Raw genomic sequence first — 13,542 nt, 5'->3', positions numbered from 1 at the left:
GGCTGAGGGCACCCGAGACGTCGAGGAGACGCCGTGAGCTACCCGCCCCACCCGCCCCAGGGCTCCGGCCCCCCGCCCCCGAACCCGTACGGCCGGGGCCCCGGCGGCCCCCGGGAGGTCGTCCGCCCCGAGGACCGCTCGATGGCCCTCATCGCGCACCTGTCGACGATCGCCTCGATGATCATCAGCGTCGGCTGGCTGAGCTTCGTCGGGCCCCTCGTCGTCTGGTTCCTCTACAAGAACAAGAGCCGTTTCGTGCGCGAGTCCGCCGCCGGCGCCTTCAACTTCAACCTCTCGATGTGGCTCATCGCCATGGTCGGCTGGGTGTGCGTGCTGACGATCATCGGCGCGGTCGTGGGCATCCCGCTGCTCATCTTCTCGGGCGTCGCCCAGATCGTCTGCCACGTCATCGGGGCGATGAAGGCCAACCGCGGCGAGCTGTACCGCTACCCGTTCCAGCTCCGCATCCTGTCCTGACCCCGTCCCGGCCTCCCCGTGGGGGGCCGGACCGGGCGCGGTGCGGCGGCACCTCCGGCGGCGCGGACGCGCGAACGCCCGGGCCCCGACACGGGGTCCCGGGCGTTCGTGGCAGCCCGGTCGGGTCGGGCGGGTCAGCGCTGGGCGCCGGCGTCCGCGCCGGCGTCCGCGGCAGGGGCCTCGGCCGCGGCCGCCGGGCCGATGGGCCGCATGGCCGGCATCAGCAGGAGCGCGCCGAGGGTCATGACGCTGACGACGACGAGGGCGCGGAGGATCCCCCAGTGGTCACCGAGGAAGCCGAGCGCGGGCGGGCCGACGAGGAACGCGGCGTAGGCCAGGGTCGACACGACGGAGACGCGGGCGGCGGCCCGGTGCGGTTCGTCGGCGGCGGCGCTCATCCCGACGGGGAAGCCGAGGGAGGCCCCGAAGCCCCAGATCGCGGCGCCGACGTAGGCGACCGGTGCGGTCCCGAAGACGACCATGAGGCTGCCGATGCCCGCGAGCACGAACGTGACGCGCAGGACGAGCACGCGGTCGTAGCGGTCGAGCAGGTTGGTCCCGAGGACGCGGCCCACCGTCATGAACGTGAGGAACGTCGCGAAGCCGAGCACGCCGGCCCACGCGGGCAGGTGGTACCCGTCGACGAACGCGACGGAGATCCAGTCGTTGGCGGTGCCCTCGGTGAACGCGGCCACGAGCATGATGAGGCCGATGACGAGGGTGCGCGGCTCGGTCCAGGCGGACCGGGTCGCCGCGACCGGGGCCTCGCGGTCCGCCGTCTCGTCGGCGTCCACCGCCTGCGCGGCCGCGGCCTCGACCTCGTGCGGCAGGAACGCGCGGCTCGCGACGACGACGGCCACGGCCACGACGAGCACGGCGCCGACGAAGTGCACGAGCACGGGGATCCCGGCCGCGACGACGCCCGCGCCGATCAGGGCCGAGATGACGGTGCCCAGGCTGAAGCCGGCGTGGAACCGCGGCATGATGTTCCGTTCGAGCCCCTGCTCGACGAGCGTGCCCTCGAGGTTCATCGCGACGTCCCACAGCCCGATCCCCATGGTGACGAAGAACAGCGACGCCGCGGCCGGCACGACGGCGCCGAGGCCGTCGACGCTGAGGCCCACGCACAACAGGCCCACGAGGCCGAGGGCGACGCCGATGAGGGTGACCGGGCGGGTGCCCACGCGGGCGGTGAGCGGCCCGGCGACGGGCAGGCCGACGAGCGAGCCGGCGGCGCCGAAGAGCATGAGGATGCCGAGCTGCCCCGGTGTGAGCCCGAGGGCGTTGCGGACGTCGGGGATGCGGGAGGCCCACGTCGCGAAGGTCGCCCCGTTGAGGGCGAAGACGACGGCGGTCGCCACCTTCGCCGCCTCCAGCCGGGAGCGGGACAGGGTCGGGGACAGGGCGCGCACGGCGGGCCTTTCTGGGGGCGTGGGTGGCGCCCGGACGGGGGGCGCGAGGGGGTGTCGAATCGTTTCGATCGATCTCCATCGTCGCGGCGTCGCGGCGCGGCGTCAACCCGCGTCGCGGTGCCGACGCGATGGCAGGCGACGGCGACGCCACGGCGTCGGCCGGTGGCGGGGCGTTCTCGCCTACCGTGGGACCCTCGCGCGGCCTCGCGCGCGACGGGACGGGAGGACGCGATGGTGCGGATCGGATACAAGGCGTCGCCGGAGCAGTTCGGCCCGGTCGAGCTCGCGGGATACGGCGTGCGCGCCGAGGAACTCGGCCTCGACAGCGTGTTCGTCGCCGACCACTTCCAGCCGTGGCGCCTCGAGGGCGGGCACGCGCCGGCGGCCGTGCCCTGGCTCGCGCACGTCGCCGCGCGCACGGAGCGGGTCGTCCTCGGCACCTCGGTGATGACGCCGACGTTCCGCTACAACCCGGCGGTGATCGCGCAGGACTTCGCCACGCTGGGCTGCCTCGCGCCGGGCCGGATCGTCCTCGGCGTCGGCACGGGCGAGGCGCTCAACGAGAACGCCGTTGGCGCGGTCCGCGGCCAGTGGCCGGAGTTCAAGGAGCGGTTCGCCCGCCTCCGCGAGGCCGTGACCCTCATGCGCGAGCTGTGGACCGGCGACCGCGTCACCCACGAGGGCGAGTACTACCGCACCGACGACGCGGCGATCTACGACGTCCCGGACGTGCCGATCCCCGTCTACGTCGCGGCGGGCGGGCCCATGGTGGCCCGGTACGCGGGACGCAGGGGCGACGGGTTCATCTGCACCTCCGGCAAGGGGCGCGAGCTGTACGCCGACAAGCTCGTGCCGGCCGTCGCCGAGGGGCTGGCGAAGGCCGGCCGCGCCCCGGGCGACCTCGACCGGATGATCGAGATCAAGCTCTCCTACGACCCCGACCCCGACCTCGCGCTCGAGAACTGCCGGTTCTGGGCACCCCTGTCCCTGACACCCGAGCAGAAGCACAGCCTCACCGGGCCCGCCGAGATGGAGCGGGCGGCCGACGAGCTGCCGATCGAGCAGGTCGCGAAGCGGTGGATCGTCGCCTCGGACCCCGCGGAGGTCGTCGAGGCCGTGCGCGAGTACACCGACCTCGGGTTCGACCACCTCGTCTTCCACGGGCCCGGGCCCGACCAGGAGCGGTTCCTGCGCACGCTCACCGAGCAGGTCGTGCCCGGACTGCGGGAGCTGGTCCCCGCCGGCCCGGAGTCGTTGCCGGGCGGGCCGGAGCGCGACGAGGAGCCCTGACCCGCGCCCGGCCCGAGCCGCCGTCCACGAACCCGCAGTCCCGAATCGCCATAGTCATCGGAGCAGGAGCGAGCATGAACCCGCAGACCGTCCTCGTGGAGGTGACCGGCGCCGTCGCGACGATCACCCTCAACGCCCCCGACCGGCTCAACGCCGTCGACGCGCCGATGCTCGTGCGCGTTGCGCAGGAGCTGACCCGCCTCGACGCCGACCCTGCGGTTCGGGTCATCTCCCTGACCGGCGCCGGGCGCGGATTCTGCTCCGGGGCCCAGCTCGGCGCGAGCGAGCCGGGTGCGCCGGGGGAGGAGGTCGGCTTCGGGACGCTCGAGGCCGTGGGCGACGTCCTGCGGGCGATCGTGGGCGCGGGCACCCCGACCGTGGCCCTCGTCAACGGCCCGGCCGTCGGCGCCGGCCTGTCCCTGGCGCTGGCCTGCGACTACGTCCTCGCCACCCGGTCGGCGACGCTCATGCTCGCGTTCACCAAGATCGGGCTCATGCCCGACGGCGGCGCGACCGCGCTCGTCGCCGCGAGCGTGGGCCGCGCCCGGGCGCTGCGCCTGGCGCTCACCGCCCAGCCGATCGACGCGTCGACGGCGCAGGAGTGGGGGCTCATCGCCGAGGCGGTCGACGACGACGCGTACGCCGCCCGGTCCGGCGAGCTGCTGGCCCGCCTCGCCGCCGGTCCGACGCGGGCCTTCGCGGCGACGACGGGCGCCGTCAACGCGGCGACGATCGACGTCGAGGCGACCCTGGCGCGGGAGGAGCCCGGCCAGACCGCGCTCATGGGCACCACCGACTTCGCCGAGGGCGTCGCGGCGTTCACGGCCAAGCGCCCGCCGGAGTTCACCGGCGTCTGATCGGGCGTCGCCGCCGCGCGGGGCCGGGAGAGTGCCGGTCCAGCCGGGATCAGGCGGCGCGCACGCCGACGGAACGGTTCGTCGTCTCCTACCGTGGGCGGCATGTCGTCGTCATCAGGAACGGGACCGCTCGCGGGGGTGCGGGTCGTCGAGCTCGCGGGCATCGGGCCGGCGCCGTACGCGTGCCTGCTGCTCGCCGAACTGGGGGCCGACGTCGTCCGCGTCGACCGGCCGGCCGGGACCGCTCGGCTCTTCGACGGCGCGATGTCGGGGCTGGACCGGAGCCGCCCGAGCGTGAGCCTTGATCTCAAGACCCCGGAGGGCGTGGCGGCCGTGCGCCACCTCGCCCGTGAGGCGGACGTCTTCGTCGAGGGCCTGCGCCCCGGCGTCACCGAGCGGCTCGGCCTCGGGCCGGACGAGCTGTGCGCGACGAACCCGCGCCTCGTCTACGCCCGGGTGACCGGGTGGGGTCAGGACGGTCCGCTCGCGCAGCGCGCCGGTCACGACATCACGTACGCGGCCCTCACCGGGGCTCTGCACGCGACCGGCGGGGCCGACAAGCCGCGACAGTCGCTCAACCTCGTCGCCGACTTCGGCGGCGGGTCGATGTTCCTCGTCGTCGGCGTGCTCGCGGCCCTGCAGGCCCGCTCCCGGACGGGGCGCGGGCAGGTCGTCGACGCGGCGATGGTCGACGGGGCCGCCTCGCTCATGACGATGATCTACTCGATGCTCGGCCACGGCGCGTGGCGGGACGAGCGCGAGGTCAACGTCCTCGACGGCGGCGCGCCCTACTACGACACGTACGCGTGCGCGGACGGGGGATTCGTCGCCGTCGGCGCGATCGAGCCCGCGTTCTACGCCCAGCTCCTGCACGTTCTCGGGGTGCGGCTCGAGGGGGCGCAGGACGACCGCGCGTGCTGGCCGGCCCACCGGGAGGCGATCGCCGCCGCGTTCGCCCGGCGCACCCGCGACGAGTGGGACGCCGTCTTCTCGAGCACCGACACGTGCGTCGCCCCGGTCCTCTCCCTCGCGGAGGCGCCGACCCACCCGCACCTGCGGGCGCGCGGCGTCTTCGCCGACGTCCACGGGGCCCCGCAGCCGCGCATCGCGCCGGTCTTCTCGGACACGCCGACCCGGGCCCCGTCCGACCCGCCGGCGCCGGGCGCCGACACCCGCACCGCCCTGCGCGCGTGGGGGTTCGCCGACGCGGAGATCGACGCCGTCGCGCCCCGCCCGTGACGACGACGCCGGCCGCCCCGGTGGGGAGCGGCCGGCGCCTTTCGGCCGGGTGCCGGGTCAGGTCGTGACGGGCTCCGGGGCGCCGACGACGGTGTGCGTCGTCGCCGTGGCGATGTCGAAGTGGAGTCCCAGCAGACGCACGGCGTGGCGCCCGAGGGCGTCGGCGACGACGGGGTGGGCGCGCAGGTGCTCCACCTGGAGCCGGACGTTGGCCTGCCACATCTCGTCCAGGTCCGCCGTCACGGCCCGGACGGCCGCGACGTCGTCCGCCAGGGCCGGCCCCGCGGCCTCGAGCCGGTGCGTGAGGGCGTCGAACCCACCCGGGGGCGGGCCGTCGCACTCGGACGCCCGTCGATCGCCCGCCGGTACGCGACGGCCCGCCGCGACCTGGTGGTCCCGGCGGGCCCTCATGCGGGGATGCCGCGGGTCGGGGTCGGAGGGGGTCCGTCAGGGTCGGTCGGGGGCGACGATCGTCGGGAGCCGGGCGTCGAACAGGTCGCGGAACGTCGCGGCGGGCAGGACCTTGTCCTTCGGGCGTGCGGCCTGCTGCAGCTCGTACGCCCACGTCCCGGCCCTCAGGCGCTGGTTCGGCGTGCCGTGGTGGCCGTTGCTGGCGAACTGGCAGTCGCCGATCGTCCCGTAGACGGGAAGGAACCGGCGAGCCCGCCTCCACTGCGTCCCCTCGCCGCGGGGGTGGGAGAGGTAGTAGGCGCTCGAGGCGTCGGCGTGCAGTTCGGCGCGGCGGGTCGTCTCCGGGCTCTCGCCGGTGCTCGGCGTGGTCATCCCCAGCTCGAACTGGACGTGGTGACCGTACTCGTGGGCCAGGATCATCTGCGGGGCGACGTCGCCGTAGCCGAGCTCGCGGTAGGCGCGCAGGATCCCGTCACCCATGACGATCCGGTCCGAGATCGTCCGGCCGGGGCCGATCTCCTGCCCGAACGTCGTGAAGGCCAGGGCGTTGAGGGTGAAGAGGGGGTGGTCGCCGCCCTCGAACCGCGGGGCCCGCAGATAGTCGACGAGGAGCGCGGCGAGCTCGTCGGCCGCGGCCCGGGGCAGGCCGTAGAGCATCTGGTAGGTGCGAGAGACGCGGGGGGCGTCGAGCAGCATCGAGCCGTGCATGGCCATGAGGTCGATGTCGTCGCCGCGCACGTCCCAGAAGCGCTGCAGGGTGCGGAACGACGTCGTGAGCGCCTTGCCGTCGCGCAGCGCGTAGGCCGGGTTCTCGTCACTGCCGAAGAAGAGGGCGTCGTAGGTGGGGATGTCGTAGACCGACAGGATCGAGAGGATCACCCGGTCCTGCGCCGTGAACGACGCGAGCTGCCGGTCGACCCACCTGTCCACGACGGTGGGGCCGCATTCGTAGGCGTCGGGGTCGATGGCCGCGAGGAGACGGGCGCGGGAGGGGTCGTGATCGAGGCCCACTCGCGTATCGAGCCTGGCCTTGCGCGCCCTCGCCTGCACGCCGAGGGCGGCGCGGGCCTTCGCCAGCAGGGCCCTGGCCTCGGGGCCGGGCGCAGTGGCGCCGGTGGCGGAGTCGGACGCCGACGTGGCTGCGTTCGCCGTGCTGGACGGGGCCGGCGCGGCGGCGGACGCAGTGGCGCCCAGTGGCGCTCCGAGCGCCACGAGAAGCGTGCTGGTGGCAGCCAGAGTCTTCAGTGAGGAACGCTTCATCGAATGGCTCCTAGGTGGGAAGATCGCGCCGATATGGTGCGGATCCCATTGATACACAGCGGTGTCGAGAATCGTGCGGTTCTGTCGGACGAGCGCCGAGCGCGTTGCGACGGCGTCGCCCCCGTCCGACCGGTGCCGCTCAGGGGCGGTCGGGGGCGACGATCGTCGGGAGCTGGGCATCGAACAGGTCGCGGAACGTCGCGGCGGGCAGGATCTTGCCCTTCGGGCGCGCGGCCTCCTGCAGCTCGTAGGCCCACGTGCCGGCGCGCAGGCGCTGGTTCGGCGTGCCGTGGTGACCGCTGCTCGCGAACGCGCAGTCGCCGATCGTGTAGTACACGGGCAGGAACTGGCGGACCCGCTTCCACTGCATGCTCTCCCCGCGCGGGTGCGAGAGGAAATAGGCGCTCGAGGCGTCCGCGTGCAGCTCGGTGCGGCGGGTCGTCTCCGGGGAGTCGACCGTGGTCGCGGTGATCATCCCGAGCTCGAACTGGACGTGGTGGCCGTACTCGTGGGCGAGGATCGCCTGCGGGGCGACGTCGCCGTAGCCGAGGTCGCGGTAGGCGCGCAGGACGCCGTCGCCCATGACGATCCGGTCGGAGATCGTCCTCTCCGGCACGAACTCCTCGCCGTAGGTCGAGAAGGCGAACGCGTTGAGCGTGAAGATCGGGTGGTTGCCGCCCTGGAACTTCGGCGCCCTGAGGTAGTCGACGACGAGGGCCGCGAGCTCGTCGGCGGCCGCCTTCGGCACGCCGTAGACCACCTCGTACGTGCGGGAGACGCGCCCGGCGTCGAGGAGCATCGAGCCGTGCATGGCCATGAGGTCGATGTCGTCGCCGCGCACGTCCCAGAAGCGCTGCAGGGTGCGGAACGACGTCGTGAGCGCCTTGCCGTCGCTGGTCAGCGCGTAGGCCGGGTCGTTCTCGCTGCCGAAGACGAGCGCGTCGTAGGTGGGGAGGTCGTAGACGGCCAGCGCCGAGAAGATCTCCTGGTCCTCCGCGGTGAACGACGCGAGCTGCCGGTCCACCCACGTGTCGAACTCGGTGGGGCCGCACTCGTAGGAGTCGGGGTCGATGGCGGCGATGAGGCGGGCGCGCGCCGGGTCGTGGTCGATGTTCACCTTCGCGTCGAACGCGGTCTTGCGCGCGGTGGCCTTCGCGTCGAGGACGGACCTGGCCTTCGCGAGGAGCGCCGCGGCCTTCGGGTCGGGCGCCCCGGTGCGGGCGGCCGCAGTGGAGGCGGTCGTCGAGGCCGTCGGCGCGGCGGGCGTGGCGGGCACGGCGGTGGCGGGGCCGCCGCTCAGGGTCGCGGACAGCGACACGGTGAGCGCGGCGGTGGCCGCGAGGGTGGTGAGGGGGAGGCGCTTCATCGGGTGACTCCTCGGGGGACGATTCCGCGCCGATTGCGCGGAACTCATTGATACACAACGAGATTCGTGCCCCTCAGGATGAGTGACTCGCGGGGGCGGCGTGTCGCGAACGCGAGAGGGCGGTCCCGACCAGGCCGAGGGCGGCGTCCCGGGCGCGGGTGCCCCGGCGGGCGAGGGCGACCCGCGCCATGACGTCGGAGGCGACCCGGACGCCCTGGCCGGGCAGACGTCGGGTCGTCTCGTAGTGGCGCAGCGCGTCGGGCACGGGCAGCCGCGACAGGGCGTCGGCGAGGACGGCGGCGTCGACGAGGGACTCCCCGGCGCCGCGGCCGAGGTTCGGGGCCATCGCGTGGGCGGCGTCGCCGATGAGCACGACGCGGCCGCGCACGAGCGAGCCCAGGGGCGGGGCCGTCCAGATCCGCTGGGCCAGTGTCCGCTCGGGGCTCGCCGCGGCGAGCACCGCCCGGACCGCGGGGCAGGCGTCGGCGACGCGGTCGCGGGCGTCGTCCAGGGCCGCGGCGACGTCGATCCCGCGCGGGCCGAGGTCGCTGCGGTAGGCGCAGAACCAGTTCGTCGCCTCGTCCGGCACCGGGGTGATGCCGAAGAGCCGCCCGGCACCCCAGTACTCGCCGATCGCCGCCGCGGGCTGCGGCGGGACGAGCCCGCGCACCGCGAGGTAGGGGGTGAGTCGGGCGCCGTGGTCCGTGCCCCCGAGTGCCCGGCGCACGGCGCTGTGCGCGCCGTCGGCGCCGACGACGAGGTCGGCGTCGAGGCCCGCGGGGTCCTCGACGCGCCCCGTCACGCGCGTGGCCGCGGCGGCGCGAGCGTCGAGGTGGGCGAGCAGTCGGGTGCGCGAGACCAGCGTGGTTCCGGCGGACTCGGGCAGGGTGACGAGGGTGCGCCCGTCGAGGGTGCGCAGCGCCCCCGAGGTGAGGATCACCACCTCTTCGAGCGCGCCGTGCGCGCCCACCCGGCGCAGCGCCCGTTGCGCCGCCGGCCACATGGCGAGGGCGGTGCCGAGGCCGGCGCGGTCGGGGCGTTCCTCGTGGATCGTCACGTCGAAGCGCTCAGGGTCGAGCCCGGCCGCCAGGGCGAGCCCCGCGATCCCGCCCCCGACGACCGCCACCCGTGTCCGCACCCACTCAGGGTGCCCCACCGCCGCGCGGGCCGGGGGCGGTTCGGGGCGAATCGCCTCCGCCCCGACGGTCCCGAGACGACGCGGCTCCGAGGGGAGGCCCCTCGGAGCCGCGGCGGTGACTCGTGTCCGGTGGCGCCCCGGGGCGTCAGCGGCGGTCGCTGAACCGGATGTCGAGGCTGCGCAGGTACGTCTGCAGGCCCGCGTCCTGGATGGGGATGAGGTGGGCGTCGGTGTCCGACTCGTTGTGGTGCGCGTGCCACATCCCGGGCGGCGTGACGAACGCGCCGCCGGGCTCCCAGTCGACGCGGATGGGGTCGACGATCTCGCCGCGGTCGTCGAGGCGGGTGCCGAGCAGGCTGTAGCAGCCGGGCGGGCAGTCGAGGATGAGGTCGAGGGCGACGCTCTGGTGGCGGTGCGCCCGCTGCCGCTGCCCGGCGGGCAGCAGCCCGAACATCGCCCACAGCACGTGGGTGATCGTCAGCGACTGCTCCTCGTTCGCGTTGTTGAGCAGCACCGAGACGCGGTTCTTCTCGTTGGCGCCCGGCTTGTTCGCGATGGCGCTCAGCTCCGCCACGCAGTCGTCGCGGCGGAACTTCGTCGGCCGGAACTTGCGCTGCGTCGCCGTCGCACCGAGGAAGCGCAGCAGCGGCTCGTCGGTGACGTAGTACATGAGCGTCTCGACCTCGGCGTGGTGGGTCGAGGTGCAGCCCGCGGGGAGGGTGAGGAAGTCGCCCTTCTCCCACTGCACGAGCGAGCCGTCGACGGCCGACCAGCCGCGCCCCTCGAGCACGTAGTACAGCTCCGACGTCGCGTTCGGCGCGGTCTTCACGTGCTCGCCGGCGAGGATGCGGACGAAGTTGGCGAGGAGCGCCGGGCTCGTCACGGGGCCGGCGATGCCGAGCTCGGCCGACAGGTCCAGCGGGATGATGCGCGTCGGCCCGCCCTCGTGGATCTCGGGGGAGAACTGCCGCACCGGCACCTTGCTCGTGTGGCCGGACGCAAGGGGGTTGGCGGCCTTCGTGTACTCGTGGAACCGGGCGTCGTCGACCCAGTCCTAGGCCCCCTCGAAGCCGAATCTGGCGACGTCGACCGCCGGCGCGGGAACGGTCGGGTCGAAGCGGCTCGTGTCGAGGCGGGTGGGATCGCTCGTCGTCGTCATCGGTGACTCCTTCGTCGTCGCGTGCGTCCAGGGTAGTCCCGGCCCCCTCGGGCCGTCGTGCCACGCGGTGGGGTCGCCGGTCCGGGCAGCGGGTGCCCCGACGTGGGTGGGCCGCCCCCGGCAGGGTGAGGCGGAGACGTCGGGGGACGCATCGGGGGACGGTTCACCCGTGCGCGGGGCTGCTCGTGGGACTGGCGCGCGTGCTCCGGCGGAGGTGGGGACGCCGGTCGGGCCGGGCCGACCGACATCGCATCAGGGCCCTGATCGGGGACGGCGGGATGTTCGTCGTGTCGGTGGCCATGGCCGCGGTCGTCGTCGGGGCGACGGCCGTGGTCGTGCCCTGGCAGGTCCGGACGCTCCGCGCCACCCACGTTCCGGCCGGCCCGCCCGGCAGCGCCGTCGCGAGCGGGTCGTTCGGCGATCCGAGGCGGGCCGGCACGATCTCGTCCGGGGCCGTCCGCTCGCGGGCCCGCGCGGCGGTGCCGGGCGCGTCCGTCGGCTTCGTGGGCGGGCCCGTCGGGCACCTGGCGGGGCCGGGCCCCGCGGTGACCCGGGAGTTGACGTTCGCGCGGCCGGGCTGCACGCCGCGGCGCGTGGCGTCCCCGCCGAAGGGTTTGTGCTCGACGGATCCGTTCGGCTTCGCGATGGACGCCGACTCCGACCCCGCCGCCGAGGCCGAGGGCCTCTACGTCGCCGAGCCCGAGACGGCGGTCGCCGCGCTCGGGGTGGGGCCGGCGGGTCGGGCGGCCCTCGAGGCCGGCGGCGTCGTCGTGGGGCGTCCCCTGCCGGGCGGCTCGTCGCGGGTGTGGGCCTTCTGGCAGATCCACCGCTACCGGGGGTACGCGCCCTCCTGGGCCGGGGCGAGCCGCGTCCGTGAGCTCACGGTGACGGTCGACCCCGGCCTCGGGGGTGCCGACCCTCCGAGGCCGCCGGATCTGGGCCTCGGCGAGGTGCCGCAGCGGGTGCGCCCCCTGGTCGTGATGACCCCGGCCACGGTGTACCGCCTGGGCACGCACGTCAGGTGGACCGAGGCGGTGGTGACGCCGGCCCTCGGCGCGGTCACCCACGAGCAGGAAAGGAACCTGCGCGCCGGGTTGCTCGCGAGCGGCGTCGACGACCTCCGGGTCGAACGCGGCCCCGAGGTCGGCGGGTCGCGATGGTTCGAGGTCGTCGTCCTCGGCCTGGCCGGACTCGCCGTGGCCCCGGCGGCGGCGCTCGCCGGGCGGCGCCTCCGACGTCGGGGCGTCCGGGAAGGGAGCGCGGCGCGCCCGTGGCTCGTCGTCGGTGTCGCCCTCGCGGGCGCCGCCGCGGGGCTCGTGGGCGTCGTCCTCGGCGCGGAGGCGGCGGTGCGGCTGACCGAGATGGCCGTGACCGAGCCGGGTCTCGCGGGGAGGGTGGGCCCGGCGGGCCTCGAGTCCCTGCCCCTCCTCTTGACGACCGTCCCGGCGATCGTCGCCGTCATCGCGGCGATCGTCGCGTCGGCCGTCCCGGCAGCCCCGACCGAGCCGTGAGATGGCAGGACCGACCGCGGCACGGCCGACCGCATGGGTCGGAATCGCCATCTCACCTCTCGGGACCGACGTCTCACGATGTGGAGGTGGGGGCGTAGCGTCTCCCGCGTGTCTCCTACCCGGATCCGCGGGCCGCGGGGGGTCGCGCCGCGGCGGCGGGACGTCGTCACCGGGCGCCACTGGGTGGTGCTCGGCGCGAGTGCGGCCGCGGCGGCGGCGAGCTCGACGATCGTCATGGGCGCGGCGTACCTCCTCCCGGCGCTGCACACCGGACGCGGACTGTCCCTCGCGCAGGCCGGACTCGTCGTCGCGACGCCGCAGGTCGGCATCCTCACGGCTCTTCTCGCCTGGGGGTGGCTCGTCGACCGGGTGGGGGAGCGGCTCGTCCTGCTCCTCGGGCTCGCCCTGACGGCGCTGGCCACGGGGGCCGCGGCGCTCTCCGGAGGCCTCGGCGCCCTCTCCGCGTGGCTCTTCCTCGCCGGCGCGGCGGCGGCCTCGACGAACTCCGCGAGCGGCCGCGTCGTCATCGGGTGGTTCCCGCCCCGCGGGCGCGGCCTGGCCATGGGGGTGCGCCAGATGTCGACGCCCCTCGGGGCGGCGCTCGGCGCCCTGACGATGCCGGTGCTCGCGCGCGACCACGGCCTCGGCGCCGCGCTCGCCGTGCCCGCCGCGGCGTGCGCGGGGGCCGCCCTGCTCGTCGCGTTCGTCGTCGCCGACCCGCCGAGGCCGCAGCGCGGCGACGCGGGCGACGTCCTCGTCGCGAACCCCTACCGGGCCTCGGGCTACCTCGCGCGCATCCACGGCGTCTCGGTGCTCCTCGTCGTCCCACAGGCGCTCATGAGCGCCTACCTGCTCGTGTGGCTCATGACCGCGCAGGGCTGGGGCGCGGTCGCGGCGGGGCTCGTCGTCACCGCCGGGCAGGTGCTCGGGGCCGTGGGGCGGATCGTCGTCGGCGCCTGGTCGGACCGGGCCGGCTCCCGCATGCGCCCGCTGCGGCTCGTCGCGCTCGCGGCGGCCGGGTGCGCGATCCTCCTCGCGCTCGCCGAGGCGACCCCCGCGCTGCCGCGCGCGATCGCGATCGTCCTCGCGGTGGCGCTGACGGTCGTCTCCGTGGCCGACAACGGCCTCGCGTTCACCGCGGTCGCCGAGTACGCGGGCCCGTTCTGGTCCGGCCGCGCGCTCGGGGCGCAGAACACGAGCCAGTTCCTCGCGATGGCCGCGGCGACGCCGGCGTTCGGGTGGCTCGTCGAGCGCCACGGCTACGTCGGCGCGTTCGCGGTCGCCGCCGTCGTCGCGGGCCTCGCCGTCCCGCTCGTCCCCCGCGCCGACCGCCACGCCGAACGGGCCTGAGGTCGGGGCCGGCTCGTCCGGCGCGCCCGGCCCGCAGGCGTCTCGGTCCGGTGGCGACCGCCCTCGCGCGGG

At 75.2% G+C, this 13,542-nt stretch carries 12 protein-coding genes; 6 read left to right on the top strand and 6 right to left on the bottom strand.

What is annotated here, in order from left to right; genetic code table 11:
* Positions 1-33: 33 nt before the first annotated feature.
* A complete protein-coding gene (locus tag ICW24_RS01025; protein ID WP_226343857.1) occupies positions 34-477 on the top strand; it encodes a DUF4870 domain-containing protein in 444 nt (147 codons plus the stop codon).
* A 134-nt stretch (positions 478-611) separates the two neighbouring features.
* On the opposite strand, the gene ICW24_RS01020 is transcribed toward ICW24_RS01025, so the two are convergent.
* Positions 612-1,889, bottom strand: a complete 1,278-nt coding sequence (locus tag ICW24_RS01020) for an MFS transporter (protein ID WP_226343856.1) — start codon at positions 1,887-1,889, stop codon at positions 612-614.
* Positions 1,890-2,120: 231 nt separating this feature from the next.
* Here ICW24_RS01020 and fgd point away from each other — a divergent pair, with 231 nt between their 5' ends.
* From fgd to ICW24_RS01005, 3 genes are all read left to right on the top strand, one after another.
* Positions 2,121-3,179 carry a glucose-6-phosphate dehydrogenase (coenzyme-F420) gene (fgd, locus tag ICW24_RS01015; RefSeq protein WP_226343855.1) on the top strand — a complete coding sequence of 353 codons (1,059 nt, stop codon included), beginning with the start codon at positions 2,121-2,123 and terminating at the stop codon, positions 3,177-3,179.
* A gap of 74 nt (positions 3,180-3,253) precedes the next feature.
* Positions 3,254-4,036, top strand: a complete 783-nt coding sequence (locus tag ICW24_RS01010; protein ID WP_226343854.1) for an enoyl-CoA hydratase-related protein — start codon at positions 3,254-3,256, stop codon at positions 4,034-4,036.
* A gap of 102 nt (positions 4,037-4,138) precedes the next feature.
* Positions 4,139-5,275 carry a CaiB/BaiF CoA transferase family protein gene (locus tag ICW24_RS01005; RefSeq protein ID WP_226343853.1) on the top strand — a complete coding sequence of 379 codons (1,137 nt, stop codon included), beginning with the start codon at positions 4,139-4,141 and terminating at the stop codon, positions 5,273-5,275.
* A gap of 57 nt (positions 5,276-5,332) precedes the next feature.
* On the opposite strand, the gene ICW24_RS01000 is transcribed toward ICW24_RS01005, so the two are convergent.
* From ICW24_RS01000 to ICW24_RS00980, 5 genes are all read right to left on the bottom strand, one after another.
* Positions 5,333-5,686, bottom strand: coding sequence for a carbonic anhydrase (locus tag ICW24_RS01000; RefSeq protein ID WP_226343852.1), 354 nt, complete (start codon positions 5,684-5,686; stop codon positions 5,333-5,335).
* A gap of 36 nt (positions 5,687-5,722) precedes the next feature.
* The gene (locus tag ICW24_RS00995) at positions 5,723-6,946 is read right to left on the bottom strand and encodes a neutral zinc metallopeptidase (protein WP_226343851.1); all 1,224 of its coding nucleotides are present in this window, start codon (positions 6,944-6,946) and stop codon (positions 5,723-5,725) included.
* 139 nt (positions 6,947-7,085) lie between these two features.
* Positions 7,086-8,312, bottom strand: a complete 1,227-nt coding sequence (locus tag ICW24_RS00990; RefSeq protein WP_226343850.1) for a hypothetical protein — start codon at positions 8,310-8,312, stop codon at positions 7,086-7,088.
* Between the two features lie 73 nt (positions 8,313-8,385).
* Entirely contained in the window at positions 8,386-9,450 is a 1,065-nt protein-coding gene (locus tag ICW24_RS00985) for an FAD-dependent monooxygenase (RefSeq protein WP_226343849.1), read from the bottom strand.
* Between the two features lie 145 nt (positions 9,451-9,595).
* Positions 9,596-10,423, bottom strand: a complete 828-nt coding sequence (locus ICW24_RS00980; protein ID WP_226343848.1) for a hypothetical protein — start codon at positions 10,421-10,423, stop codon at positions 9,596-9,598.
* Positions 10,424-10,887: 464 nt separating this feature from the next.
* On the opposite strand from ICW24_RS00980, the gene ICW24_RS00975 reads away from it, so the two are divergent.
* Both ICW24_RS00975 and ICW24_RS00970 read left to right on the top strand, forming a co-directional pair.
* The gene (locus ICW24_RS00975) at positions 10,888-12,120 is read left to right on the top strand and encodes a hypothetical protein (RefSeq protein ID WP_226343847.1); all 1,233 of its coding nucleotides are present in this window, start codon (positions 10,888-10,890) and stop codon (positions 12,118-12,120) included.
* A 108-nt stretch (positions 12,121-12,228) separates the two neighbouring features.
* Positions 12,229-13,470: an MFS transporter gene (locus ICW24_RS00970; protein WP_226343846.1), complete on the top strand. Its 1,242-nt coding sequence runs from the start codon at positions 12,229-12,231 to the stop codon at positions 13,468-13,470.
* The last annotated feature ends 72 nt before the right edge of the window (positions 13,471-13,542 follow it).

Origin of the sequence: Agilicoccus flavus, assembly GCF_014857905.1 — a bacterium.
Lineage (GTDB): Bacteria > Actinomycetota > Actinomycetes > Actinomycetales > Dermatophilaceae > Agilicoccus > Agilicoccus flavus.
This window is presented reverse-complemented; position numbering and strand designations above follow the sequence as displayed.